This is a genomic window from Brevibacillus nitrificans, from assembly GCF_003710965.1.
GTDB classification, from domain to species: domain Bacteria; phylum Bacillota; class Bacilli; order Brevibacillales; family Brevibacillaceae; genus Brevibacillus; species Brevibacillus centrosporus.
Genome location: NZ_RHHU01000010.1, coordinates 618,830 through 641,447, shown reverse-complemented (window position 1 = coordinate 641,447; position 22,618 = coordinate 618,830). Strand labels below are relative to the sequence as shown.

Below are 22,618 nucleotides of genomic sequence, written 5' to 3'. Positions count from 1 at the left end.
ATTTACACGATCTTGAGTTCTTTTAGTTTTTCCTCAGGAACGACACCATCTACCCAGCCGCGCAGCTGATAGTAGTCGTTCAGCATGACTTCAAGCTGGCTAACGTGCCCCGCGCTGTTGCCGCTTGCAGGCTCTTGCATAAAACGTTTTGGCAAATAGTCATCCTCGCGTTTGTCAAAGCCCGCCAGGTTATTGTAATGTCGCTCCAGATTGTAAATGCGTTCGCCAATTTTCATAACGTCATCTGCGGTTACAGTAACGCCTGTCATCGTCGAATACTGTTCTGCGTAATTCTCCGCGTTTTCCGAGAACGACGAGAACTTGCAAATATTCATGGAATCGGAGAAAGCCAAGAGGTCCTGGAATATTTTGAGCAGCTCACCTTTTCCTTCTGGCACCAGGCGATCTGTCGGTACCGGGATTCCTGCAATCTCGCTCGCAACCGTATAGCCGCGCAAGTGACATGCGCCGCGGTTGCTGGTCGCATATCCGAGACCGATTCCCTGGATTCCGCGCGGGTCGTACGCAGGGATCGCTTGCCCTTTGACGCACATCGCCAGATTTTCATCGCCAAATGCTTTGGCAGCACGAGCTGTTCCCTCTGCCAGGATATCTCCCACGCCTTTGCGGAAAACCATCATCTCCGTCAGCTCGATCATGCGGTCAGCATCGCCCCAGTCGACCTTTTCCTCTGTCAAGCCTCTTTCGTAGGCCTCCATCATACAGGACAAGGTGTTGCCGAGCTCAATCGTGTCCATGCCGTATTCGTTGCACAGATTGATCAGGAACGAGATCGGCGCAGCATCACTCACGCCGCAGTTGGCACCGAGCGCCCAGCCTGACTCGTATTCAAAGCTCTCTACCCGCGTCTTGTACTTGCCTTCTCTCACTTCAACTTCCTTCTTGCATGCCACCGGACAAGCATGGCAGGTGTTATCTGCTACCAGCAGCGTGGCATTCACGGTTTCTCCGCTATGCCCTTCTGCTCCGTCCCAATGCGTATATTTGGAGTTCATGGTAGGAAGAGCTCCTACTTCATTAATGATGCTGGTCAGTACATTGGTACCGTAGACGGAGAGTCCACCCTTTTTCGGTGCTGTCAAGCCGCCCTCCATGATGGCCTTGAGCGCCTTTTGATTGGCCTTTTTGTACTCCTCATCTTGAGCAGGCTGTGGCATATTGCCTTTTTGCGCAGCTTTGATGACAATCGCCTTGAGCTTTTTGGACCCTGCGACAGCCCCTGTACCGCCACGGCCAGCTGCACGGTCATTCTCGTTCATAAAACCCGCATAGCGAACGAGATTCTCTCCCGCTTGTCCGATACAGATGACACTCAAGTCCTCTTTCCCGTATCGCTCCTGCATGGCTGCTACCGTCGCGCGGGTTCCTTTTCCCCACAGCTCACTGGCATCCCGCAGCTCGCCTTGGCCATTCTCGATATACAAATAGACAGGCTTGTCACTTGCACCCTTGAAGATCACGTTGTCAATGCCGGACCATTTCAGGCGCGCCGCAGACCATCCGCCCATATGCGAGTCCGTAACGGTACCCGTCAAGGGAGATTTGGTAACCATACAGAGACGCCCGCTCATCGATGAACGGGAGCCTGTCACCGGCCCTGTCATCATACAGAGTATGTTGTCCTCCGAAAATGGCTCTACCTGCGCTCCGTTGTCATAGACGTACTTGACTCCCAGCCCGCGGCCACCGATGTATGTCCTCGCCAGGTCTTCGTTAATCGGGCGATAATCAACTGCACCTGAAGTGAGATCGACCAGCAATTCACGGTTTTTGAATCCCCCCAAAGCCATCGCTCTTTCCCTCCCCAATCTTCATTCACATTGAACTCACAAAATATACCTACTATTACGACTATTATATGGGTAATCCTTCCTGAATACCACGAAAATCCAGCAAAATTGCTAATTTTTCGATTATTTTCTTGCCTATCCACCGGCTGGTAAAGTATGTTATTTATAGACCAAAACATGTAAAACAAACTAAAACTAACTAGAACCAATTCAACCAAACTGAAAAAGAGGGTGACACTTTGGAAAGCGATTACCTGACTCCAGACGAGGTTGCTGCGGAGCTAAAGCTTACCCGGTATACCGTCTACGAGTTGATCAAACGCAAAGAATTGCCAGCCTCCAAAATCGGGCGCACACTGCGCATTTTACGCACGGATCTCGACTCCTTCATGCACAAGAGCAAGGCTCGGGACGATCAGCTCCCCTCCAGCGGCTTTTTCTCCCCCCAGAGACAGGTAACCCAGCCCTACGAAATCATTTTTGCAGGGAGCCATGACCTCACCATCGACCTCTTGACGAGGAAGCTAGCGGAGCGCGGGATCACGCTTCTGCCTGCTTTTTCAGGAAGCTTGGACGGGCTGATCGAGCTCTACAAAGGGCGAGTAGAAATGGCTGGCACCCATCTGCTCGATCGAATGACAGGCGAGTACAACCTGCCTTACATTCGCTGTCTACTCCCGAATGAAGGAGTCACTGTCGTCAATCTGGTCAGCCGCTGGCAAGGCTTCGTCGTGCCAAAAGGCAACCCGCGGATGATCACCAGCTGGGAGGAATTGTTCAGCGGAAAACATCGCATCGTCAATCGCCAGCGCGGATCCGGGACTCGGGTACTTCTCGATTTCAGCATGCAGCAGAAGAAAGTATCCGCGCAAGCCATTCCTGGTTACGATGTCGAGCTGACGACGCATTACGCTACCGCCTCAGCCGTTTTGCAAGGTACGGCAGATGCAGCACTGGGCATAGAAAGTGTGGCCCGCGGACTGGGACTAGACTTTTTTCCAATCCAGGAAGAGCGCTACGACCTCGTAATTCCTGAGCGCTTCGTCAAGCAAGAACGCTTTCGCGAGCTTCTCTCCCTCCTGCGCGACCCTTCATTCAAGCAGGAAGTCGTAGCTCAAGGCGGCTACAACGTCTCTCAAACCGGCAAGGAAATAGACAGAATGTATTGACGAATCCCATCCATTTGATTAGGAGTGATCATGATGAAGCATCTGCGTTTTGCCAAAGTCTTTTTGTTATTTTCGCTAATCCTGTTACTCGCTTCCTGTTCTCAATCTAGCTCTGCTCCGGCACAGCCTCCTGCAGCTGCTCCCGCTCCTGAAACGAAGGAAGCCAAGGAAATTACCCTCGCTACTACAACGAGCACCCAGGATTCCGGCTTGCTCGACTACCTGCTGCCAATCTTTGAGCAACAATCTGGCATTAAAGTAAAAGTAGTCGCTGTCGGAACTGGACAAGCCATCAAGCTTGGGGAAGACGGAAACGCGGATGTTTTGCTCGTTCACGCTCGCAAGTCCGAGGATGAATTTGTCGCAAAAGGATTTGGCGTCAACGCTTTTGATGTCATGTACAACCAGTTCTACATCGTAGGTCCAGCAGACGATCCTGCCGGAGTCAAGCAAGCGAAAACAGCCAAAGAAGCGTTTGGCAAAATCGCCGAGAAAAAAGCAACCTTTATCTCGCGAGGGGATGACTCGGGTACAGATAAAAAAGAAAAGGGCATTTGGACAGAAGCCAAGATCAAGCCAGAAGACAGCTGGTATCTCTCGTCAGGCCAGGGAATGGGCGAGACGCTGCAAATGACGGATGAGAAAAAAGCCTATACTCTGACCGACGAGGCTACCTTTCTCTCTCGAAAGCTCAATCTCGATGTGGTCATGCAGGGTGACAAGTCGCTTTTGAATCCATACGGGATCATTCAAGTCAAGTCTTCTGCCAAGCAAGAAGAAGGCATGAAGCTTATCGAATTTTTCACAGGGGCTGAAGGCCAAAAGCTGATTGGAGAATTTGGACAAAAGGACTACGGAAAAGGACTGTTCGTGCCTGATGCCAAGAAACGCTAGGAGACTCTTTTCATGATGCTCACACAGGATGTCTGGGAGGTCATCTCGCTCTCCCTGAAGGTAACGACTTCTTCTGTTCTGCTCGGGATGCTCATGGGAATACCTTTTGGCGCTTTACTCGGGCTGTATTCCTTCCCAGGAAAGCGACTGATCGTCGCCCTGATCTACACCTGCATGGGACTGCCTCCCGTTTTGGTCGGTGTGATCGTTTACCTCCTCCTCTCCCGGTACGGTCCACTCGGTTCGCTCGACCTTTTATTTAGTGACGAAGCCATGATCATCGCCCAGGTCGTACTTGTAACACCCATTCTGGCCGGCTTAACCATGGCAGCTGTGCACGGAAAGGAACGCACCTATTGGGAAACAGCGAAAAGCCTGGGAGCTACTCCCCTGCAGATGATGTTGACCATTATTCGTGAGGCGCGCGGGGGGATTTGGTCAGGAGTTGCCGCTGCTTTTGGCAGAGCGATTTCCGAGGTCGGTGCAGTCATGCTGGTTGGAGGGAACATTGAGCACCACACACGCGTGATGACAACGGCCATTATTTTGGAGACGCGAACAGGGAATTTCACAGCAGGCCTGCAATTGGGGCTCGTCCTTTTGGCAATCAGCTTCTTGTTCAACAGCTTTCTGATGGTTGGCATGATGAATCAAATGAAATCCAGGCGGAGATGAATAGATGAACCGATTGAAGCTCAAAGATCTCGAAGTCTCTTACGAAGGAAGAACCGTTTTGCAGGTCGAGCAGGCCATTTTTGAACGCGGTCGAATTTACGGTATCGTCGGTCCGAGCGGTGCGGGGAAAAGCACGTTATTGCGCGTCATGAATCTGTTGGAGAAGCCAACTCGCGGGAGCATGCAGCTGTTCGGAACGGATGTGGAGCTGCCTTCCCTCACCTATCGCAAGGGGGTGCCGATCCAGCGCAAAATGGCTTTCGTCGCACAAAGACCCTCCATGTTTCAGGCGACCGTTTTTGACAACGTAGCATTAGGACTGCGGTATCGGAACCTAGATAAGTCTACTGTCCAAAAAAGAGTAGAGCATGCCCTCAGGCTGGTGGAGCTGTCAACCCTCGCGAGACAGCGAGCCCAGACCCTATCCGGTGGAGAAGCACAGCGAATCGCTTTGGCACGCGCACTCGCCTGCGAGCCTGAGCTCCTGCTGCTCGATGAACCGACCGCGAGTCTCGATCCGTACAATATCTCTATTTTTGAGCGCGTGATTTTGGAGGTCAATCGCCAGCAGCACACGACGGTTCTCATGATCACTCACAACCTTCCCCAGGCAAAAAGACTCGCGGATGCGTGCCTGTTTTTGCACAAGGGGAGAATCGTCGAGTCGGCTGACAACCATGCCTTCTTTCACCGCCCTGCAAGTGCAGAGCTGCAGGATTTTGTATCAGGACGAATGATTTGCTGATCGACGGAAAGGAGTCAGCTATGGATTCCAGCACGCGTTATTCTAGGCAATTGTTATTTTCCCCTATTGGACCACATGGGCAAGAGAAACTGACGACTAAAAAAGCTGTCATTGTCGGGATGGGGGCTTTAGGGACAGTACTTGCCAACCATCTCGTTCGCGCAGGTGTCGGACACGTCCGGATGATCGACCGCGATTTCGTGGAGCCAAGCAATCTGCAAAGACAGATGCTCTACGATGAAGCAGATGCGAATCAACATACCCCAAAAGCGATCGCTGCTGCCGATAAGCTGCGGACGATCAATTCCACCGTGAGCATTGAGGGCATCATAGCCGACCTGCATGCAGGAAATGCCGAAAGCCTGCTTTCAGATGCTGATGTCATTCTCGATGGATCCGATAATTTTCAAGTACGTTACCTGATCAACGATGTCGCCATCAAGTATGGAAAGCCGTGGGTGTACGGAGGTGCTGTAAGCTCTCGCGGCATGTTTGCAGTCATTCGCCCAGGCATCACTCCATGTTTTCGCTGTCTGTTCCCCCATGCACCGGCAGGAAGGGGGGAAACCTGCGACACGGTCGGCGTACTCGGTCCCCTCGTCTCCATCATCGCTTCCTATCAGGCGACAGAGGCAATGAAGCTTTTAATTGGGGATCTGGAGCATCTCAACCCACATCTGGAGCAATTTGATATTTGGCAAAACGACCATGACCAGCTCCCTATTTCCGCAGGGCAAAATCCAGAATGTCCTGCCTGCGTCAAAAAGGAATTTGAATCGTTAACGTCTGGGGCGGACGCTACGGAAGAATTTGCCACGCTATGTGGTCGCGACACCGTGCAGATCCGACCCAGCTCCCCTGTGGTAGTCGATCTGACTCTGCTCGCCAAACGGTTTGCGCCTTTAGGAGCAATCGAACACAATCGCTTCTTGCTCCGTTTTCATACGGATGGATACACCCTCGTTTTTTTCCAGGATGGTCGCGTACTCGTGCAAGGAACTGATGACATTACCATTGCACGCTCTCTGTACGCCCGGTACGTCGGGCATTAGAAAGCATGTAAAAAAGGGGCAGCCCCTTCAACACGGAAGGAGCTGCCCTTTTGTTTGGTTATTATTTTGGCATCAGAGCCTCTTACTTCATTTCATTGATTTCGGCACGAATTTTTTCAACGAACGCATCCACGCTCATGGCACCTTCATCCCCTACTCCGCGTTTGCGCACGGACAGAGTGCCGTCTTCCATTTCTTTTTCCCCAATGACGAGCATGTATGGGATTTTTTGGACTTGGGCTTCACGGATTTTGTAACCGATTTTCTCATTGCGCGCATCCAGCTCTACGCGGATACCTGCTTGCTGCAGCTGTTCCTTCACTTTTTCTGCGTAAGGAATGTGCACTTCGCTGATGTTCATCAGGCGAGCCTGGATTGGAGTGAGCCACACTGGGAATGCCCCTGCATAGTGCTCGATCAGGATACCGATGAAGCGCTCCATGGAACCGTACATCGCACGGTGCAGAACGACTGGACGATGCTTTTCGTTGTCTTGGCCGACATAAGTCAGGTCAAACTTCTCTGGCATTTGGAAGTCCAGCTGGATAGTACCGCATTGGTGACGGCGTTTCAGCGCATCTGTGATGTGGAAATCGATCTTCGGTCCATAGAAGGCACCGTCGCCTTCTTCGATACCGTATGGCATACCGGATGCCTCCAGCACTTTTTTCAAAGCACCTTCAGCTGTTTCCCACAGTTCGTCGGAGCCCATGGAATCCTCTGGACGAGTAGACAGAGACACACTGTATTCGAAGCCGAACACTTTATAAATACTGTCGATCAGCTTGATCATGCCTTTGATTTCGGTTTCGATCTGATCCGGACGAACAAATACGTGCGCGTCATCCTGGCAGAAAGTCCGTACGCGAAGCATACCATTCAGAGCACCGGAGTACTCGTGGCGGTGAACCTGACCAAACTCGGAGTAACGAATTGGCAGATCGCGGTAGGAATGCATCGCATTTTTGTACATCAGCATGTGTCCTGGACAGTTCATCGGCTTCAGAGCGTAAGTCGCATTATCTACTTCAGAGAAGTACATGTTCTCTTGGTAATGCTCCCAGTGGCCGGATTGCTTCCAGAGGCGCTCGTTCATCAGGAACGGAGTGCGTACCTCTGTGTATTGCGCCAGCTGCTGCAGACGGCGGGAGAATTGCTCCAGCTCGTTGCGGACAGTAAAGCCTTTAGGCAGGTAGAACGGCATACCTGGTGCTTCCTCGGAGAACATGAACAGCTCGAGCTCTTTGCCCAGTTTGCGGTGGTCGCGTTTTTTCGCTTCTTCGATGAAGTGCAGGTATTCTTCCAGCTCGGCTTTTTTCGGCCATGCGGTACCGTATACACGCTGCAGTACTTGGTTTTCCGATTTTCCGCGCCAGTAAGCGCCCGCTACGTTCATCAGCTTGAATGCTTTGATGAAGCCAGTGGAAGGCAAGTGAGGACCACGGCACAGGTCGAAGAATTCGCCCTGTTCATACAGAGTGATGGTCGCATCCTCCGGCAGATCGCGGATCAGCTCCAGCTTCAGATGGTCGTTCAAGCCTTGGAAAATCTCAGTTGCTTCCGCACGGCTCACAACTTTGCGGCGAATCGGCAAATCTTCTTTCACGATTTTTTCCATTTCCGCTTCGATTTTGCCGAGGTCTTCCGGGCTCAGGGAAACCGGAATGTCCATGTCGTAGTAGAAACCGTCTTCGATCACAGGACCGATTCCGAATTTTACTTCACTGCCGTAAATGCGTTTTACTGCTTGTGCAAGCAAGTGAGCGGTGCTGTGACGATATACTTCAACGCCGTCTTGGGAATCCAGCGTTACGATTTCGATCGCTGCATCCTCTTCCAGCGGGGTGTACAGGTCTACAACTTTGCCGTCTTTTTTACCAGCGACGGCTTTCTTTTTCAAGCTGGCGCTAATGGAACCAGCGATGTCTTCGATGGTAGTCCCGGCCTCGTATTGACGAACTGCGCCATCCGGGAAAGTCACGTTAATTTGTGCCACGTTAGGTTCTTCCTTCCTTTGCTAAGATTTGAGATTTACTAAACTCGGCAATGCCAAGTAAATAAAAAAACACCCATCCCAAAAAGGGACGAGTGTCATCTCGCGGTACCACCCTAATTCAAGTCTGTCAGTCTTGCCCAAACAGACTCCTCAAGGAATTTTAACGGTTATTCACCGGCTGACCGATACTGGAAGGCAGATGCCTTTGTTCCCGGCTGCTACTCAAAGGGGGTAGATCCATATGGGTGCGCAGCGGGCTTCCAGCCATGTCCCGCCTCTCTGAAGCGACCTGCATATCGTCCATGTCCTTCTCATCGTATTTCCTGTAAAGTTGTTGTTGCTATTATAGTTTAGACGGATTGTGCAAGTCAAGTACACGTCTGTCTGCCAGACAAAGGGGGCAAGACTGGCACGTACTCAATCGGCTGTCGAAAATGCTGCGAATGGTCTGCGTCAGTCCCGGTCTCTCCGTCGACATGTGCAGGACGATACTTTCCGGTGCCAAGGTCACGAGGGCGCTGACCAAATAGTCTTCGTCCCGGCAGTTTTGCTCCTCCATGCTCAGAACGGAATCCAGCTGATCCAGCCACAGGCGATCCCCTTTTTTATCATAGAGGTGGAAAGGTTTGTCCACACTAGGAACGACGTGAACCACTTCCTGCTTGGTTTCCTGGACGGCGATGAAGTAACGCAGCAGCTCCACGAATTCCTGATATTGCTTGTCTTCCAGATATTCGTCGATTCCCGCCTCCACCAGCTCAAACAGTTCATTCCAATGGTCCTGCAGGCGAAAACGGACGAAGCCCAAAACGTTGACGGTTCTCTCGTATTCCAAGTACGTAAATGCCTTGCGATAGACATTCGCCTTGCGTGTTGTAGCGGTAAACAGCTCCGTGCCGGAAGGTTCATGTTCTTGGCACATACGCTGGATGTAGGGAAGGATTTCTGCCCACTCTTCCTCCAGCTGCTCGGACTGCAGCAAATCCTCTGCCATTTCCTCGATGATTTCGGGTTCCTTTACCTGCATGATCCACTCAGCTAAGGACAATGCCACGAAAGCACGAGCCCAATCAATCGTCTGCGCATCGTATTCTTCTTCGCACCAGCTCTGAAAGAAGAACACATGGTATCCGTTCTGGTCCTCCTCTTTATATGTAATACGCACCGGTGCAGTGTTGACCCGCTCCGTCATCTCTTGCAAGATGGCGCGATACGTGCCACTATGCGCAGGGACATTCTCCAGCAATACGCGGAACGCTTGCATAACCATCCCCCCAACCCGCAATTGTACTTACAGTATATGTCCCGACAGGAGCGATATACTTTTAAACGGTTGGAAACGGAGGGAAGGAGGGGGACAAGCTTCCTGCTATTTCCTTACAATCACTTTCAATCTGGTTGTTTTCCCTGCGTACTTGGCAGTGAGGGTAGTAGTTCCTGTTTGATGGGCCAGTAGCTCTCCATCATTTACGGTTGCAATGTCTGGATTCTCCACCTCCCAGCTCACCACATCCGTGAGGTCATCCTCGAAGCCGTCTTCGTAAATCCCTTTCACCGACAGTTTGACCAGGTCTTCCTGTGCAAGCCGCAGCAAATGTTTCTCCATGGCAATTCGCTGTGGCTTTTTGTCTTCCATAACCGTGACCGGAATAGAAATGGTACGACCACTATAAGCTGCGATCAGCTTTGTCTTACCTGTGGTCAAAGCCGATACTTCGCCGTCCGTTGCCCGGATGATTTCCGCTTCTTCTGCATGCCAGCTTGCTAAAGAGGTTATATCCATTTTCTTGCCATTGAACAGAACTGCATAAAGTGTGATTTGTCGCTTTTCCTCTTTATCTAAAAGGATTTGACGATAGGAAGACGTGAGATAACGGACTTTCGCCTTTGAAACCACGACCTTGATCTCGAGTACCTTGCCTTCGTAGCTGACCGTGATCGTCGCTTCTCCCTCTTTCTTGCCTGCTTTGATCTGCCCTGCTTTTACCGTCACCAGAGTGCTGCTGCTCTTAATCTTTACGTTTTTGTTTTGTGTAATTTCTTCCTCAGTGCCATTTTCGTAGACAGCAGTGACGTTCAAGCTCGCTGTATCTCCGGGTTGAAGCATGAAGCTCGGTTTGTCCACAATCAGCTTTGCCAATTGGTTTTCAGCTTTGACAGGCTCTACCGTCACTTTTACAGAAGCTGTTTTATTCCCATCAATCGTCGTGACGCGGACGATCGCCTCTCCCGCTGAAACAGGCTCAACATAGCCATTTTGATTGACCCTGACTACTCCCTCATCGCTCGTGATCCAGCTGACTTGCTGATTCGTCGCGTAGACCGGCGTGATCATTGGACGAAGGTAAACTCCATCGCCGCTTTCTTTCAAGGTGATTTGCTCTTCATTCAACCGGATTTGCTCGACCGGATAATAGGCAGGTGGCGATGCGGGCGTTTTCGTACGGAAAGGCAAAGCTGTTACGTTCGCCGCCAGGTTCCCCAGCAAATCCTCTGCTACCAAATAGATGGTGTAGCTCGTAGAAGCTCGCAGCCCTGTCAGATCGAAGCTCTCTTCCTGATTCGCTGTCACCGCCAGATTGCCATGCATATTTGCAGCTAGCGGCATCCCGGCAGCATCAGTCCCTGCCTTAACCTGCGCGGCCAACGGAGCTCTTGCGTTTTGAGGGACGACAGCATAATAGACGACGCCCGTCTCATTCGTTTTCACCATTATTTCCGCGCGATTATTTCCAATACTCCCCGTTTTCGGATAGTTCGTTGCAAAGTCAGGTGCAGCCACGTCTACATGTACCGTAACGGATTGTGCCTGCTCCACATTACCTGCAGTGTCCTCACTCCACGCTTTCAGCACAAAGGTTCCGTCCGTCTGGAAGCTGACTGTATGACCAGATTGGGGGACGTCACTATCGATCTGGTAGTACGTCGTTTTTACACCCGATAAGTTGTCGCGGGCAGACAAGGAAACCGTCACCGTTCCGTCTGGCAAGCGAACAGGCTGCGAGATCGTCGTCACTGGCGCTGTACGGTCGATCTTGATCCCGGCCGCCGTTGCAGTTGCCGTGTTGCCTGCCTTATCACGCACAGCCGCCGTTACAGATAGATTGTCCCCCTCTCCCGTTAGAAGACTGTCGTTCGGCACAGTGACTGGATTCACTCCTGAAGTGCTGTCATTCACGTTCCATTTCACCGTCACATCACTATTGAACCATCCTGCCGCATTGGGCTGTGGGGCTGTCGTCCAAGTAATTGTCGGCGGTGTCGTATCCTTGACGGCATGAACGGTATACACCTTCTCCTCGGAGCAATCCCCTTTTTTCACGGAAAAGGTTACTGGGGTGATTCCCTCGTTTACAGGAGTCGTGTATGGCGCTCCACTTATCCACCCCTGTTCGTTGACTTCCAAATAAGAGTCAGCAGGTGTTTCTAGCTTAGGAGTAAGCGTCAACCCAGTCGCAGTAGGGAGCACGATAACCAAATACTTCAGATTAGCGTTGTCCGTTTCAATGCTACTAATAGTATCAGCCACAAGCAGCTCAGTTAAATTGGTTGTGGATTTGCTTGGGTCTCCTTTCGTCATGTACAGCTTTAACCGCATTTCCTCTGCATCGCTAATTTGCTTGGTACCATCCTTGTCCAAGTAAAATACCCCGTCGGAATATTTTTTGGGGGAAACACTCACCATTGTGATGAGACCACTGCTGTTCAACTGATAGATTTTCACCGCATATTTCTGGCCTGCGACGATCGGAATCGCTTGTGGGAACACCATGTTTTTCCATCCAGTACCTTGGATCCTGGCACTGGTCTGACCGATGATGGTTCCCGTCGACGGATCATCCGAAGTCAGGGATAAAAAATCGATACCTACGTCGTCACCCGCAAGATCATGCTGCAAGTAAACATCCAAAGACGTTACGTCAGCCGTATGTTTCGCTTGAAAGGTCTGTGTTAAAAAATCAAAGTAACCAATATTCAAGCTACTATAATTACTTGATGATGGGTCGCCAATAGCCACACATGGACTGGGCTGAGCTGCAGCTGCTGTAGAGGGGATCTGCCCACACAGCATCGCAGTCATAAAGATAGTTAGAACCAAAGTCAGAGCAGAGGACCGAATCCACTTTGACTTGAAACGTTGGTTTTGATACATGATTTCACCTCTACCATTTATTATCGTTGCTAGAATTATAAAAAATTTCCGTAAAAGATTTCTGTAACGACCACCACACTTTACACAAAAAAGCGTCTTCATCTCGTTCCCGTTGGAAGCGATGAAGACGCTTGTTCGTCATTTCATTCAATTAGTTCTGCATCACAAAATCTTTTTCCGCCATTTCGCCATCCCTAAAGACGCGCAGGATGTCATACTGCGTGTTGCGCTGCGCAGGCGTTTTGCCAGCACCGCGGATCAGCTCGAGAATCTGGTTGGTATTTACCTTGTACGTACATGCGGCTGCGGATACGACGTTTTCTTCCATCATCGTCTGCCCGAAGTCGTTGGCCCCATAGGAAAGGGACAGCTGACCGTAGTGTGGTCCCATCGTTACCCAGGACGACTGGAAGTTTTCTACGTTATCCAGCATCAGGCGGCTGATCGCCAGCGTCTTCAGGTACTCTTCCGGCGTGTTGTTGACGGCCTTCATGTTGGTGTTGTCCGGCTGGAATGTCCAGACGATGAACGCCTTGAAGCCGTGCGTCTCATCCTGTGCATCGCGAATGCGCATCAAGGAAAGAACGCGTTCTTCCATTTCCTCGCCGAAGCCGATGACCATCGTTGCGGTACCTGGAAGCCCTGCACGGTGAGCTGCTTTTTGTGTGTCGATCCAATCTGTCCAGGAGCCTTTCAGTCGAGAAATTTTGCGACGCGTGCGGTCGTCGAGAATTTCTCCGCCTGCTCCTGGCAGGGAGTCTAGACCCGCTGCTTTCAGCTCGCGCAGGACATCCTCTACCGACATTTTGGAGACCTCAGCGATTTTCAGGACCTCGGCTACGGAAAGCGAGTGCATGGTAATTTGCGGGAAGCGTTTTTTAATATCGCGCAAGAGGTCAGTGTAGTACTCCAGCTTCAGATCCGGGTTGGTTCCGCCTTGCATCAAAATTTCGGTGCCGCCTACATCTACCGTTTCCTGAATCTTTTGGAAAATCGTTTCTTTTGGCAAAACGTAACCTTCCGAAGATCCTGGCTTGCGATAAAAGGCGCAAAAGCGGCAATACGTGTCACAAACATTGGTGTAGTTGACATTACGGCTAATGACGAAAGTTGCGATGGGATCCGGATGATGCTTTTGCATCACCAGATTCGCGTAATGCCCCATTTTTTCAATTTGATCGCTTGCAAACAAGGCCAAGCCATCCTCAAGGCCCAGACGTTCGCCTGCAAGTGCCCGTTCCAATATACTGTCGATCATAAGGATCACTCCTCGTTACCTACATAAATTCCACTCCACATGATAGCACACTTGGTCAAAGGCGGCTATGCCCGAGGTGCATACGATGTAAAAACTTACATACAAAAAAACAACCCTGCTTCCCGCAAGGTTGTTTGTTCAGCATCTCTTCTATTCAAAACCAATTTGCTCGTAAACTTCCGGTTCCCAGTAAATAACTGTCTGGGCAAGCGGCAGATTCGTCTCACGAGCGCCGTTTGGCTGACCATTAAAGTAGATGATTTCCGTAACAGAAACGCGTTCTCCTCGAACGTCAATTTCACCGGAAAGCTGCAGATTGGTTCCATCTGGTGCATAAAAAATGACTTTCCCCGAACCTAGTGTTTTCACTTCGGCCCCTCCCACTGATGTTTGTCCTTTCTCTATAGTAGTGGATATTATTTCCTATCGTCAATGAAAAAACAAGGACCTATTGACCAAGCAGCGAATCCGAAATGGTATTCTTTTTGCGACTTCGGTTCTGCTTTCCTTCTGCTTGCTGGTACAAACCGCCTGTCGCTTCGATTCCTTGTGTCTGTAACGCATCCGTGGTCATCGCCGTATCTTCAGAAGGCCCATTGAATTCCGGGCGGTATGGCTGAGGTGAAAAAATCGGTGCCGCATTCACGGGGGTCAGCGGCTGGTCAGCTGGGGAGGAAGCTTTTGCGCCACTGGCTGTCTCTCTCAGTAAGTGAGCGGAAATGGAGCCTTTTTCCTGAAGCGGCTGCGTCGGAGCAGCCGCTGGAGAAACAGCTTGCTCCATCACTCCATTCTCGGGGCGCAAAGGCTGATAACCGCGCAGCAGCTCGGCATTGGTCGATTCAGACATCGTTGCCAGCGGATAGAACCCTCTGCTCTGCATATAGCTCCATATTTCGTGAGCCTGATGAGCACAATTGACGGCTCCCTGCAGCAGCAGCTCACGAATCTGCGGATGCGCTGCCTCGAGTGCCGCTGCCAGCTTGGTTTTGGCTCCTGTTTTATGCATACCGAGAAAAGCGGACGCCACATCGCGGTCATCGATTTGGGCTGAATACGCATGCGGCTCACTTATTTGTGCAGCCATGGCTGGGGCGGCAGGTGCAAATGTCCGGTTCGGGCGATAGGGCAGCATCTCTCCCGCGCCCAGCCCTTGCACGGTATAAACGAAAGTATTGTACGCATTTTGCATGAATTGCAGCTGATGAGCTGTGATTTGGGCCAGCTGTGCATCGCGAATAAATGGGACGTACAAGTGGGCCGTATTGATCGCGTCAACCGCTCCGTTCAAAACCTCATGAAGCTCTATGACTTCGTGTGCACCATAGGGATGAGATTGCATAGATGGTTACGCCTCCTTTTTGTCTCTCGTCAAAATCTCTAACAGTATGTCCGAAAATTTTCCGTCCTAGAAGCTGGTGCTGACTTTGGACAAACGGACATATCTTAGCTACAGAAACCAGAATCTTTCCTGTATAATGGCTAGGGAAGGAAAAATCGCAAGGAGATGCCCATGCTGGAACAAATCACGCAACTGTTTATGAATTACGGAATATGGGGACTCTTCGGAATGGCATTTTTGGACTCGTTTATCAGTCCAGTTCCACCTTTCTTCATGCAAATTGCGATGAGTTTGCTCGATCCTGGCTCCGCACTGCGATTTGCGACTGTAGCTTTCACGGCTTCCATACTCGGCGCTCCCATCGGATTTATGCTGGGAAGATGGCTAGGGAAACCGCTTTTACAGAAACTGCTACCCGCAAAATGGACAGCTCTCGCGACCGAGCAATTTGCGAAAAACGGAGATGCTGCTGTACTGATTGGGGCTTTTACCCCCATTCCCTTCAAAGTTTTTACTGTGCTTAGCGGGGTATTCAATTACTCTTTAACGAAGCTGATGCTCTTCGCCATCGTCGGGCGAGGATTAAAATTTTTTCTAATCGGCACTCTGTTTCACTTTTACGGAAAGCACGCAAAAGTACTCCTGGATGAATATCTGGAGGTCACGATACTCGGGATTGGGGTCTTGGTCGCGATCGCCTGGTTCATCTGGAACAAGCGCAGGAAACGGTATTTGTAAACGGAAGACAGCCTCATACAGAAAAAGCGTCCAAGCCATGTCACTGGCTCACGGACGCTTTTTTCATGTCACGCGAAAAAGATGGTCTGGCAAAGCCAAGATGCACGCCCACAGAAAAATTCTCTTCGGTAATCACCGATCGCACAGGCGCCCATATATTGTAATTGTGAGTTTTTGGAGGAGGTGAGGCAATGGCCGTAATCAAAGCGAACTCGAACGACGTGGATCTGCTAGCTCGATTGCTTCGTGCTGAAGCAGAGGGAGAAGGCGAGCTTGGCATGCTGATGGTCGGCAACGTGGGTGTAAACCGCATCCTTTCCAACTGCCTTGACTTTAAAAACATCCGAAACATGAATGACATGGTGTTTCAGTCTCCAGGTGGCTACGAATCGGTGCAAAAACCGTATTTTTATCAACGCGCGCGAGATCGAGAAAAACGTTTAGCCAAACGCACGATCAATGGAGAACGGACGCATCCCGCGTCAAACGCTTTGTGGTTTTATCGCCCTGCCGGGAACTGTCCGCCAACCTGGTGGGACCAACGCAATTCCGGACGTTACAAAGCGCACTGCTTCTTCGTTCCAACACCGCAAGATTGCCCACGCGTCTACTAGAGCAAGACAGATAAAGGAGAGAGTTCATCATGAGCCAACAAATGCCCTACCCTCAGTATCAGCAGTACGGGTACGACATGTACCAATCGACTCAGTTTCCGTACGGAATGCCTCAGCAGCAGCAACCTCAGCTGGTCCCTATGCAGCCAAGCGGTTCTGCTATTCCTGGCATCCCGTTTACGCCAGGCCAAGTCGTCGAGGAATCTTATATTGAAAACATTTTGCGTCTGAATCGCGGCAAAGTCATCACGGTGTATCAAACATTTGAAAACAACAGCCAATGGAATGCGAAAATCTTTCGCGGCGTGCTGGAAACGGCTGGCCGTGATCACATCATTCTCAGCGATCCGCAAACAGGCAAACGCTACCTGCTGCTCATGGTCAACACCGATTACATCACTGCCGATGAAGAATTGAACTACGTTCCTCCTACCCTGCCACAAGGCATCCGTTAAGAAGGCCTCGATCGCGGAAGCCCTCGTAGAGAGGAGCGGAACAATTCACGCAAGAAATTAGGGCTTCGCCAAGCCTTCGGCGGAGCTTTAGTTGCGCTTACGCTGGATAAAGATATCTGTACAAAAAAGACAGACTTCCCTGCAGCAAGCATTCGGAAGTCTGTCTTTTTCCATTCTGGAAATCCATTCTGTTATGATAAGGAGAGTCTAAGAAATAGCCCAAAGGATGAAGAAACGTGGCATTTGGAATCACTCGTGCAGAATTAAGCCGCTGGAAGCAAGCCGTGACCAGGGAGGAGATCGCCTATCTCACCCACTATTGGATCGATCCCCGCTTTCCTGGTGTAAAAACGGTCACCAAGGTCGGTTGTGCCAACCGCGCCCTTCTCACGCAATGGTGCTTGGAGAACGGCTTAAATCCTGCCTACATACACGATCGACCACCTTTTCCTCACTTTGACCTAATCGGTCCTAAGCAAAAGGAAATCTTGAAAAAAGAAGGCTTATGGGATCAGCTGGAGCGTTTTCACCTGCTCGACTGATTCATAAGCCTGACGGCGGTACTTTACCGTTTTTTCTTTTCGTTGTAGCCCCTCTCTCCATAGGGCTGAAGCTTGTCGAGCCATTTGTTCTCCAATTTTTCCAAGGCATCCGCTAAATCGAAAAAGGGATCTGGCTTTTGCTCCAATACCTCCAGCACTTCAAATACGAAAGCATCCTCTCCGTATTCGTTCCATTCTTTTTGGAGTGCTTTGTTGGTATGCGACCCGTGCTTGAGCGTAAATTGTTTGCCATTCATGGTTTTCAGGTTTTTCGTCGCATCGACCCACACTTTGCCGTTCTGTATGTTTTTGATCTGATAAACGCCGGCTTCTGTTTTGACTTCCCTGTACATCTGTTTAAGCTCTTGCTTGCGATTCATCTGTTTTTCCTGCTCCTCCCCGTTGCTTTTCACCCAGTACTCGCTGCCATCTGCTGCCCGATCCAGGAAGCCGTGGTCAATCAGGTACCTCCTGATCGTCACGTAATCCTCGTAAGCAGTTTCCAACACCGCATTCACTTCTTTTTCGCTGTAGATTTTCTTTGGATCAAAGCGCTTGGTGATCTCCTCCAGCACGACCAGCCGATGCTTGAGCTTGCGTGGATAATGCTCCAGGCGGCCAAGCGTTCCCTCAGGAAAGTATTTTTGTGTAATTTCCGCATACTCCGCAGAAGACACTTGCAGCTCATCGTCTTTCTTTTTCGGGGACCTTGGCGCCTCCGATATCACGGCTGTCACAGGCGATTTCTTGGTCGTCCCTTTCATCAGCTCCATCATCACCAGAAAGACCTTGGCCTGGCGTTCCTTTTCCTTTAAGGCAAAGCGATGATTGCGAATGGTAGACGCGCTTCCAATGCCCATCTCCTTTTGCACTTCCTGGTCGCTCTTCCCTTGGAAGAATAGGCGCATGAGCTGGTTCTGGTGATCGGACAAGCCTGTGATCTTTTTATCCAGCTCACTCAAATACTGAAACACAGAGCCATGCGCTTCTTCTATGTGATGGTGGATAAATTTCGCCGCGTCATAAAGACGTCCCTCGACAGGATAGATGATTCCTTTTTCAATGGATTCCCCGCAAAGCAAACAGAAATAGTCATGCTCGCGCTCACAATATCCCTGCGTTACCTCCTCAAAGGTAGCACTCCAAAATGGTTCTGTAAGTGACATAAATAAACACTACTTTCTTTTGTTTGTTTTATAATAGATAATTTATCATTTCGTTTGTATTATGTCAAACATTTAAGGGTCCTGTCTATACAAATTCCCGGATGAAGCTATCGCATCCCACGGGAACAAGTCTTATTCGGGTTCGGAATCTCCTTCATTTGGATCTATGCAAAAAAGCTCCCCGTTCGCCAAAGGCTAAACGCAGGAGCTTTTCGTTTATGGTTAGGTTCAAGTCGACTCCATCGTAAGATTCGCCTGTGCCGTGAGGAAGGCCCTTCGATCTCCCTTCCAAAACCGGCTATCCTTGACCTCTTTTTGATTCCGATAGCGTATGGCAAGGCGGTTGACCAGCCTGTTGATTTCGAGATGCTGGGCTTCTTCCATCGTAAAGCGCACCGCGTATTCATAAAAGCTTTCTTCCCAGGAGCCCGTGCGAACGATATGGCCGTACATCGTAATCGGCTCCCCGCACAGCTCCGTGGCAAATTGCAGGACAAGCTGGTCGTTGGCAGGCATTTTTAAATGGGATAAAAAGCGCAATCCCCCTGCGCCAATATCCTCGATCAAAACGTGAGCGCTTCCAATTTCCATCATCTTTCCCTTGATGAGCACGATCGTCATCTCAGCGCACAAAGGCTGCACCAACTTCAATCGAAAGTATTCCCGTTGATGTACCCCTGTGACTCCAGTCAATCTGCTCACCACCTTGAAAGGAATAGGATCTTCTCACATCGGACAAATTGGCATTCCTATTTTTTCTGCTTCGGATAACGCATGTCCTGCAAGTCGACTTCGTAATGTTCCCACAGCTGGCGCTGGTCGTAGATGATCGAGTCGCGTTTGTCCAGACGGAAGAGGAGCTTAACCACGAACCAGACCACCAAAAGGAAACCAAAAAAGATCACGAGCGTTAAATAGATCACCGACTTTCCTCCTCCCATTTTGTACCATGATATGGGAAGGAGGAAAAAAAGATACCTAAATGTGTCGGATTCGTGACAATTTTCATTTAAAACGGCGTTGTACTCCTCGGCTTGTCTCCCGTGGCAAACAACCTGTCCACGAATGGAATCTGTTTTTCATCACTGATGTCTGCCAGACCATACAGGTGCAGCTTACGCAAGCTGATCACCCCCATGACCAGAGAGGAAAAATCCGAAATATCCATCCAAAGCTCGACATCCGGCTCTCCTGCCTCTACCACCTGCGGATGGCCTTCCGAAAATTCGATTAGCCAGCTCCCCTCATTTTCCGGGAGAAAGGAATCACGAATGTTCAGACGCACAAGTCCGCTTTCTCTGCCAAAACGACATGTCGCGAGCTGATGGAAAAATCCCGGCACATCGATCACGCGGTACATCAAACCGACACCAGAGACATGACTCTCGTGGTAGATGCTTGGGATCAAGCGGTCCGTTCCATTGCCAGGATCAGTCAGCAGCATGTGAAAATCCTCATCTGCAGTAGTCAGCACCACACGTTGGATCTGATCGGACTGACTGTGCAAAAAGGACAGGAGCTGCAGTAGCGCCTCTTGATTTTCATATAAAAATTCTTTAATGACAATATTATTTTGCAATTGATTCTCTTCGTGAGTACGTTGAAAGTGGAAAACGAGATAGCCCGTGACTCTGCCGTCTTTTTTGCACCCGACGATCACCTGTTCCGGTTGATCCAGGAAGGTCTTCAGCTCCCGCTCCGTCTTTTTGATCATCCCGTGCGTGCAACGGACGATGCGGTGATAGCAGGCAAGGATCTGCTCCCGTTCTGCCTCGCCCAAATAGGAGACCTTGTCCTTCGCCGTCAAGGGAAGGCTGGCTGGAGCGATCCGATATTGATGAACTTTGGTCCCCTGGCCAAATCCCATCTTTTTGTAAAAATCGACGCGAAACGGATAGAGCGAAACCAGACAGACGCCACGCTCCCGGTACGTCGCAAGGAAGCCTTGCAGCATCGCTTTGGCTACCTTTTCCTTTTTATGCAGCAAATCAACAGCGACCGTACCGATTCCACCGGTCAGCATCTGGATTCCGCGGACATTCATAAAAAAGTCGTACCACTTCATGACACCGAGCAAGCGCTCTCCCCGAAACAGTCCGTGGAAGCTGGCATTCTGGTCATTCTCCAGTGTATCCTGCACACGCTCCGCAAAGCGCTGCCGATTGTCGGGGGCAAGGAGATTGCTTCCAGGGTACGCCAACGCTGTAATCCTGACAACATCATGGATATCCTCGTGTGAAATCGGTCGAATTTCCTCCATCGTCCTGCACTCCTGTCCATCGCAATATGGGAATCATCCATTTTCTTACAGGAACATCGTACCGAATCGGCAGGGGGATAGGCAATACGTTTTCGTCGTTACGGATAAGAAAACCTCTATCGATGCCTGCTCAAGGAGGAGCGACCGCGTTTTAGTGGAAAGTTTTCATGCGCTCCAGAATTCATAAGCATTACGCTTATAAATTCTTATACGTTGAAAAAAGACATCGACTTGATCGCCGATGTCTGTTTCTGTACCTAGTTTTCTCTACGTGCATCTGCAGCTTTTTGCGCTCTCGCAATCATCAAGGCGATCACCAGACAACCAATGGCCACGATCCATGTTCCCGTGAAGACGACGTGTACCCCGGAAGCCAGAATGCTGCGAACGTGGGCGAGCTGCTCGACAGGCAGACCACCGCTTTCAAACGATGATCCCAGATTGGTTTGCCCGCTGGCTACCGTCACCATATTGAAAAACATCCCGAAAACCGCAGCTCCAAAGGTCTGACTAAACGTCCCTGTAAACGTGTTTAGGGCAATCGCCGTACCTCGCTTATCTACGGCAACGGAAGCCTGAATCTTGACCATGACAATCGGACTGATGAATCCCATTCCCAAGCCAATTAACCCGACGGCCACATAGATCAGGAATCCTGGCGAACTCTCCGCCAATAGGAACAGAAGAAACGAAGCGATCGTAAGCACGGTTGTCCCTGCCGTCACCAGCTGCTCTGCGCGAAGGCGTCCAAGCAGGTTTCCGGACAGCACAGCGCCAAGCGTCCAGCAAACAGGCATAGGAGTTAGGACAAAGCCTGCCATGGTCGCACTTTCCCCCAGCACGCCTTGACTCCAGATCGGCAGGTAGACGACCAGGCTGATCACAATGGCGTTGGACAATAGCGTCAGCAAGTTAATCATCGTCACATTGCGATTGGTAAACAAGCTGAGCGGGATTAAAGGCTCTGGTGACTTTCTCTCGACGGTCACGAAGATGAAATAGGTGATCAGACTAAACGCAATCAGCGAAAGGATGGTTGGACTCAGCCAGGACTGGTTCTGGCTGCCGGTCAAAAGCGCGTACAGCAAAGCGATGGTCCCGATGCTGAAGATAAGCGCTCCTGGGTAATCGATATGCCGCTTTGTTTTGGCCCCGAACTTTTCCTTGTAATACAACATGAGCATGAAAAAGGACAAAAGTCCAAAAGGCAGGTTCAAGAAAAAGATATAGCGCCAAGACAGCATGTCGACGAGGAAGCCTCCCACAAGCGGTCCCGCTACGCCAGAAAGCCCCCACACGGCACTGATCCAGCCCTGTGCCTTAGCACGCGAGGATTGATCGTTGTACAAATCTCCGATAATCGTCATCGTAATCGGCATCACAGAGCCTGCACCCAAGCCCTGCAGCGCCCGAAAGACGATCAGCTGCTCCATGGAATTTGCCAGTCCGCATAAGGTGGAGCCAGCAAGAAAAATTCCGATCCCGAACATCATGACGTTTTTTCTGCCAAACAAATCGGCCAGCTTTCCGTAAATGGGCGCAGAAACCGCTGTTGCCAGCATGTAGATCGCATACACCCAGCTGACTTGCTCAAATCCAGACAAATCACTTGTAATCCGAGGCACGGCGGTACTCACGATCGTTCCTTCCAGCGCGGCCAGGAACGTCGAGAGCATCAGTGCGATCATGATTTTTACCCTCATACAATCTCCTCTCTATCTATGCACGCATTCTCTATCTAAAAAGCATTG

At 50.5% G+C, this 22,618-nt stretch carries 21 protein-coding genes; 9 read left to right on the top strand and 12 right to left on the bottom strand.

The annotated features are described in order from the left end of the window. Positions 1-2 precede the first annotated feature (2 nt). Positions 3-1,811: an aldehyde ferredoxin oxidoreductase family protein gene (locus EDM59_RS16615; RefSeq protein ID WP_122924620.1), complete on the bottom strand. Its 1,809-nt coding sequence runs from the start codon at positions 1,809-1,811 to the stop codon at positions 3-5. Between the two features lie 239 nt (positions 1,812-2,050). On the opposite strand from EDM59_RS16615, the gene EDM59_RS16610 reads away from it, so the two are divergent. The 5 genes from EDM59_RS16610 to EDM59_RS16590 are packed head-to-tail and all read left to right on the top strand — an operon-like array spanning position 2,051 to position 6,346. Further along, the gene (locus EDM59_RS16610) at positions 2,051-2,980 is read left to right on the top strand and encodes a substrate-binding domain-containing protein (protein WP_122924619.1); all 930 of its coding nucleotides are present in this window, start codon (positions 2,051-2,053) and stop codon (positions 2,978-2,980) included. A 30-nt stretch (positions 2,981-3,010) separates the two neighbouring features. Next, on the top strand, positions 3,011-3,874 hold the full coding sequence (locus EDM59_RS16605; RefSeq protein ID WP_246011079.1) for an ABC transporter substrate-binding protein: 864 nt from the start codon (positions 3,011-3,013) through the stop codon (positions 3,872-3,874). Positions 3,875-3,886: 12 nt separating this feature from the next. Continuing rightward, positions 3,887-4,549, top strand: coding sequence for an ABC transporter permease (locus EDM59_RS16600; protein WP_122924617.1), 663 nt, complete (start codon positions 3,887-3,889; stop codon positions 4,547-4,549). Positions 4,550-4,553: 4 nt separating this feature from the next. After that, positions 4,554-5,294 carry an ABC transporter ATP-binding protein gene (locus EDM59_RS16595; RefSeq protein WP_122924616.1) on the top strand — a complete coding sequence of 247 codons (741 nt, stop codon included), beginning with the start codon at positions 4,554-4,556 and terminating at the stop codon, positions 5,292-5,294. A gap of 20 nt (positions 5,295-5,314) precedes the next feature. After that, positions 5,315-6,346, top strand: a complete 1,032-nt coding sequence (locus EDM59_RS16590; protein ID WP_122924615.1) for a ThiF family adenylyltransferase — start codon at positions 5,315-5,317, stop codon at positions 6,344-6,346. 82 nt (positions 6,347-6,428) lie between these two features. Here the strand turns inward: EDM59_RS16590 and thrS are convergent, their stop codons facing one another. The 6 genes from thrS to EDM59_RS16560 all read right to left on the bottom strand — a co-directional run bounded on the left by thrS (position 6,429) and on the right by EDM59_RS16560 (position 15,092). Next, positions 6,429-8,342: a threonine--tRNA ligase gene (thrS, locus tag EDM59_RS16585; protein ID WP_122924614.1), complete on the bottom strand. Its 1,914-nt coding sequence runs from the start codon at positions 8,340-8,342 to the stop codon at positions 6,429-6,431. A 343-nt stretch (positions 8,343-8,685) separates the two neighbouring features. Continuing rightward, a complete protein-coding gene (ytxC, locus tag EDM59_RS16580; RefSeq protein WP_122924613.1) occupies positions 8,686-9,606 on the bottom strand; it encodes a putative sporulation protein YtxC in 921 nt (306 codons plus the stop codon). 105 nt (positions 9,607-9,711) lie between these two features. Next, positions 9,712-12,495 carry an Ig-like domain-containing protein gene (locus EDM59_RS16575; protein ID WP_183192931.1) on the bottom strand — a complete coding sequence of 928 codons (2,784 nt, stop codon included), beginning with the start codon at positions 12,493-12,495 and terminating at the stop codon, positions 9,712-9,714. A 151-nt stretch (positions 12,496-12,646) separates the two neighbouring features. Continuing rightward, a complete protein-coding gene (gene mqnC / locus EDM59_RS16570; RefSeq protein WP_122924611.1) occupies positions 12,647-13,753 on the bottom strand; it encodes a cyclic dehypoxanthinyl futalosine synthase in 1,107 nt (368 codons plus the stop codon). Between the two features lie 150 nt (positions 13,754-13,903). Continuing rightward, the gene (locus tag EDM59_RS16565; RefSeq protein ID WP_092276108.1) at positions 13,904-14,122 is read right to left on the bottom strand and encodes a hypothetical protein; all 219 of its coding nucleotides are present in this window, start codon (positions 14,120-14,122) and stop codon (positions 13,904-13,906) included. A gap of 79 nt (positions 14,123-14,201) precedes the next feature. Continuing rightward, positions 14,202-15,092: a spore coat protein gene (locus tag EDM59_RS16560; protein ID WP_122924610.1), complete on the bottom strand. Its 891-nt coding sequence runs from the start codon at positions 15,090-15,092 to the stop codon at positions 14,202-14,204. 171 nt (positions 15,093-15,263) lie between these two features. Here EDM59_RS16560 and EDM59_RS16555 point away from each other — a divergent pair, with 171 nt between their 5' ends. The 4 genes from EDM59_RS16555 (at position 15,264) to EDM59_RS16540 (ending at position 17,441) form a co-directional block, all read left to right on the top strand. Further along, positions 15,264-15,830, top strand: a complete 567-nt coding sequence (locus EDM59_RS16555) for a YqaA family protein (protein ID WP_122924609.1) — start codon at positions 15,264-15,266, stop codon at positions 15,828-15,830. 191 nt (positions 15,831-16,021) lie between these two features. Continuing rightward, positions 16,022-16,444, top strand: coding sequence for a cell wall hydrolase (locus EDM59_RS16550; protein ID WP_122924608.1), 423 nt, complete (start codon positions 16,022-16,024; stop codon positions 16,442-16,444). Positions 16,445-16,473: 29 nt separating this feature from the next. Continuing rightward, positions 16,474-16,899, top strand: coding sequence for a spore coat protein GerQ (gene gerQ / locus EDM59_RS16545; RefSeq protein WP_122924607.1), 426 nt, complete (start codon positions 16,474-16,476; stop codon positions 16,897-16,899). 236 nt (positions 16,900-17,135) lie between these two features. Beyond that, positions 17,136-17,441 (top strand): hypothetical protein, encoded by a 306-nt coding sequence (locus EDM59_RS16540; protein WP_122924606.1) that lies wholly within the window; start codon positions 17,136-17,138, stop codon positions 17,439-17,441. A gap of 23 nt (positions 17,442-17,464) precedes the next feature. Here the strand turns inward: EDM59_RS16540 and EDM59_RS16535 are convergent, their stop codons facing one another. The 5 genes from EDM59_RS16535 to EDM59_RS16520 form a co-directional block, all read right to left on the bottom strand. Further along, positions 17,465-18,607 (bottom strand): DUF2087 domain-containing protein, encoded by a 1,143-nt coding sequence (locus tag EDM59_RS16535; protein WP_122924605.1) that lies wholly within the window; start codon positions 18,605-18,607, stop codon positions 17,465-17,467. Between the two features lie 228 nt (positions 18,608-18,835). Continuing rightward, complete coding sequence (locus tag EDM59_RS16530) at positions 18,836-19,300, bottom strand: PilZ domain-containing protein (RefSeq protein ID WP_122924604.1); 465 nt, start codon at positions 19,298-19,300, stop codon at positions 18,836-18,838. Positions 19,301-19,356: 56 nt separating this feature from the next. After that, positions 19,357-19,530 (bottom strand): hypothetical protein, encoded by a 174-nt coding sequence (locus EDM59_RS31075; protein WP_183192930.1) that lies wholly within the window; start codon positions 19,528-19,530, stop codon positions 19,357-19,359. Between the two features lie 86 nt (positions 19,531-19,616). Beyond that, complete coding sequence (locus tag EDM59_RS16525; protein ID WP_122924603.1) at positions 19,617-20,867, bottom strand: GNAT family N-acetyltransferase; 1,251 nt, start codon at positions 20,865-20,867, stop codon at positions 19,617-19,619. Positions 20,868-21,124: 257 nt separating this feature from the next. Continuing rightward, the gene (locus EDM59_RS16520) at positions 21,125-22,570 is read right to left on the bottom strand and encodes an MDR family MFS transporter (RefSeq protein WP_122924602.1); all 1,446 of its coding nucleotides are present in this window, start codon (positions 22,568-22,570) and stop codon (positions 21,125-21,127) included. Positions 22,571-22,618: the final 48 nt, after the last annotated feature.

Excerpts from the sequence above, each read along its gene's own strand:
- EDM59_RS16590 (WP_122924615.1), top strand. The coding sequence starts at position 5,315 with ATGGATTCCAGCACGCGTTATTCTAGGCAATTGTTATTTTCCCCTATT.
- EDM59_RS16605 (WP_246011079.1), top strand. The coding sequence starts at position 3,011 with ATGATGAAGCATCTGCGTTTTGCCAAAGTCTTTTTGTTATTTTCGCTA.
- EDM59_RS16550 (WP_122924608.1), top strand. The coding sequence starts at position 16,022 with ATGGCCGTAATCAAAGCGAACTCGAACGACGTGGATCTGCTAGCTCGA.
- EDM59_RS16600 (WP_122924617.1), top strand. The coding sequence starts at position 3,887 with ATGATGCTCACACAGGATGTCTGGGAGGTCATCTCGCTCTCCCTGAAG.
- EDM59_RS16615 (WP_122924620.1), bottom strand. The coding sequence starts at position 1,811 with ATGGCTTTGGGGGGATTCAAAAACCGTGAATTGCTGGTCGATCTCACT.
- EDM59_RS16595 (WP_122924616.1), top strand. The coding sequence starts at position 4,554 with ATGAACCGATTGAAGCTCAAAGATCTCGAAGTCTCTTACGAAGGAAGA.
- EDM59_RS16560 (WP_122924610.1), bottom strand. The coding sequence starts at position 15,092 with ATGCAATCTCATCCCTATGGTGCACACGAAGTCATAGAGCTTCATGAG.
- EDM59_RS16575 (WP_183192931.1), bottom strand. The coding sequence starts at position 12,495 with ATGTATCAAAACCAACGTTTCAAGTCAAAGTGGATTCGGTCCTCTGCT.
- mqnC (WP_122924611.1), bottom strand. The coding sequence starts at position 13,753 with ATGATCGACAGTATATTGGAACGGGCACTTGCAGGCGAACGTCTGGGC.
- ytxC (WP_122924613.1), bottom strand. The coding sequence starts at position 9,606 with ATGCAAGCGTTCCGCGTATTGCTGGAGAATGTCCCTGCGCATAGTGGC.
- EDM59_RS16535 (WP_122924605.1), bottom strand. The coding sequence starts at position 18,607 with ATGTCACTTACAGAACCATTTTGGAGTGCTACCTTTGAGGAGGTAACG.
- gerQ (WP_122924607.1), top strand. The coding sequence starts at position 16,474 with ATGAGCCAACAAATGCCCTACCCTCAGTATCAGCAGTACGGGTACGAC.
- EDM59_RS16525 (WP_122924603.1), bottom strand. The coding sequence starts at position 20,867 with ATGGAGGAAATTCGACCGATTTCACACGAGGATATCCATGATGTTGTC.
- EDM59_RS16555 (WP_122924609.1), top strand. The coding sequence starts at position 15,264 with ATGCTGGAACAAATCACGCAACTGTTTATGAATTACGGAATATGGGGA.
- EDM59_RS16520 (WP_122924602.1), bottom strand. The coding sequence starts at position 22,570 with ATGAGGGTAAAAATCATGATCGCACTGATGCTCTCGACGTTCCTGGCC.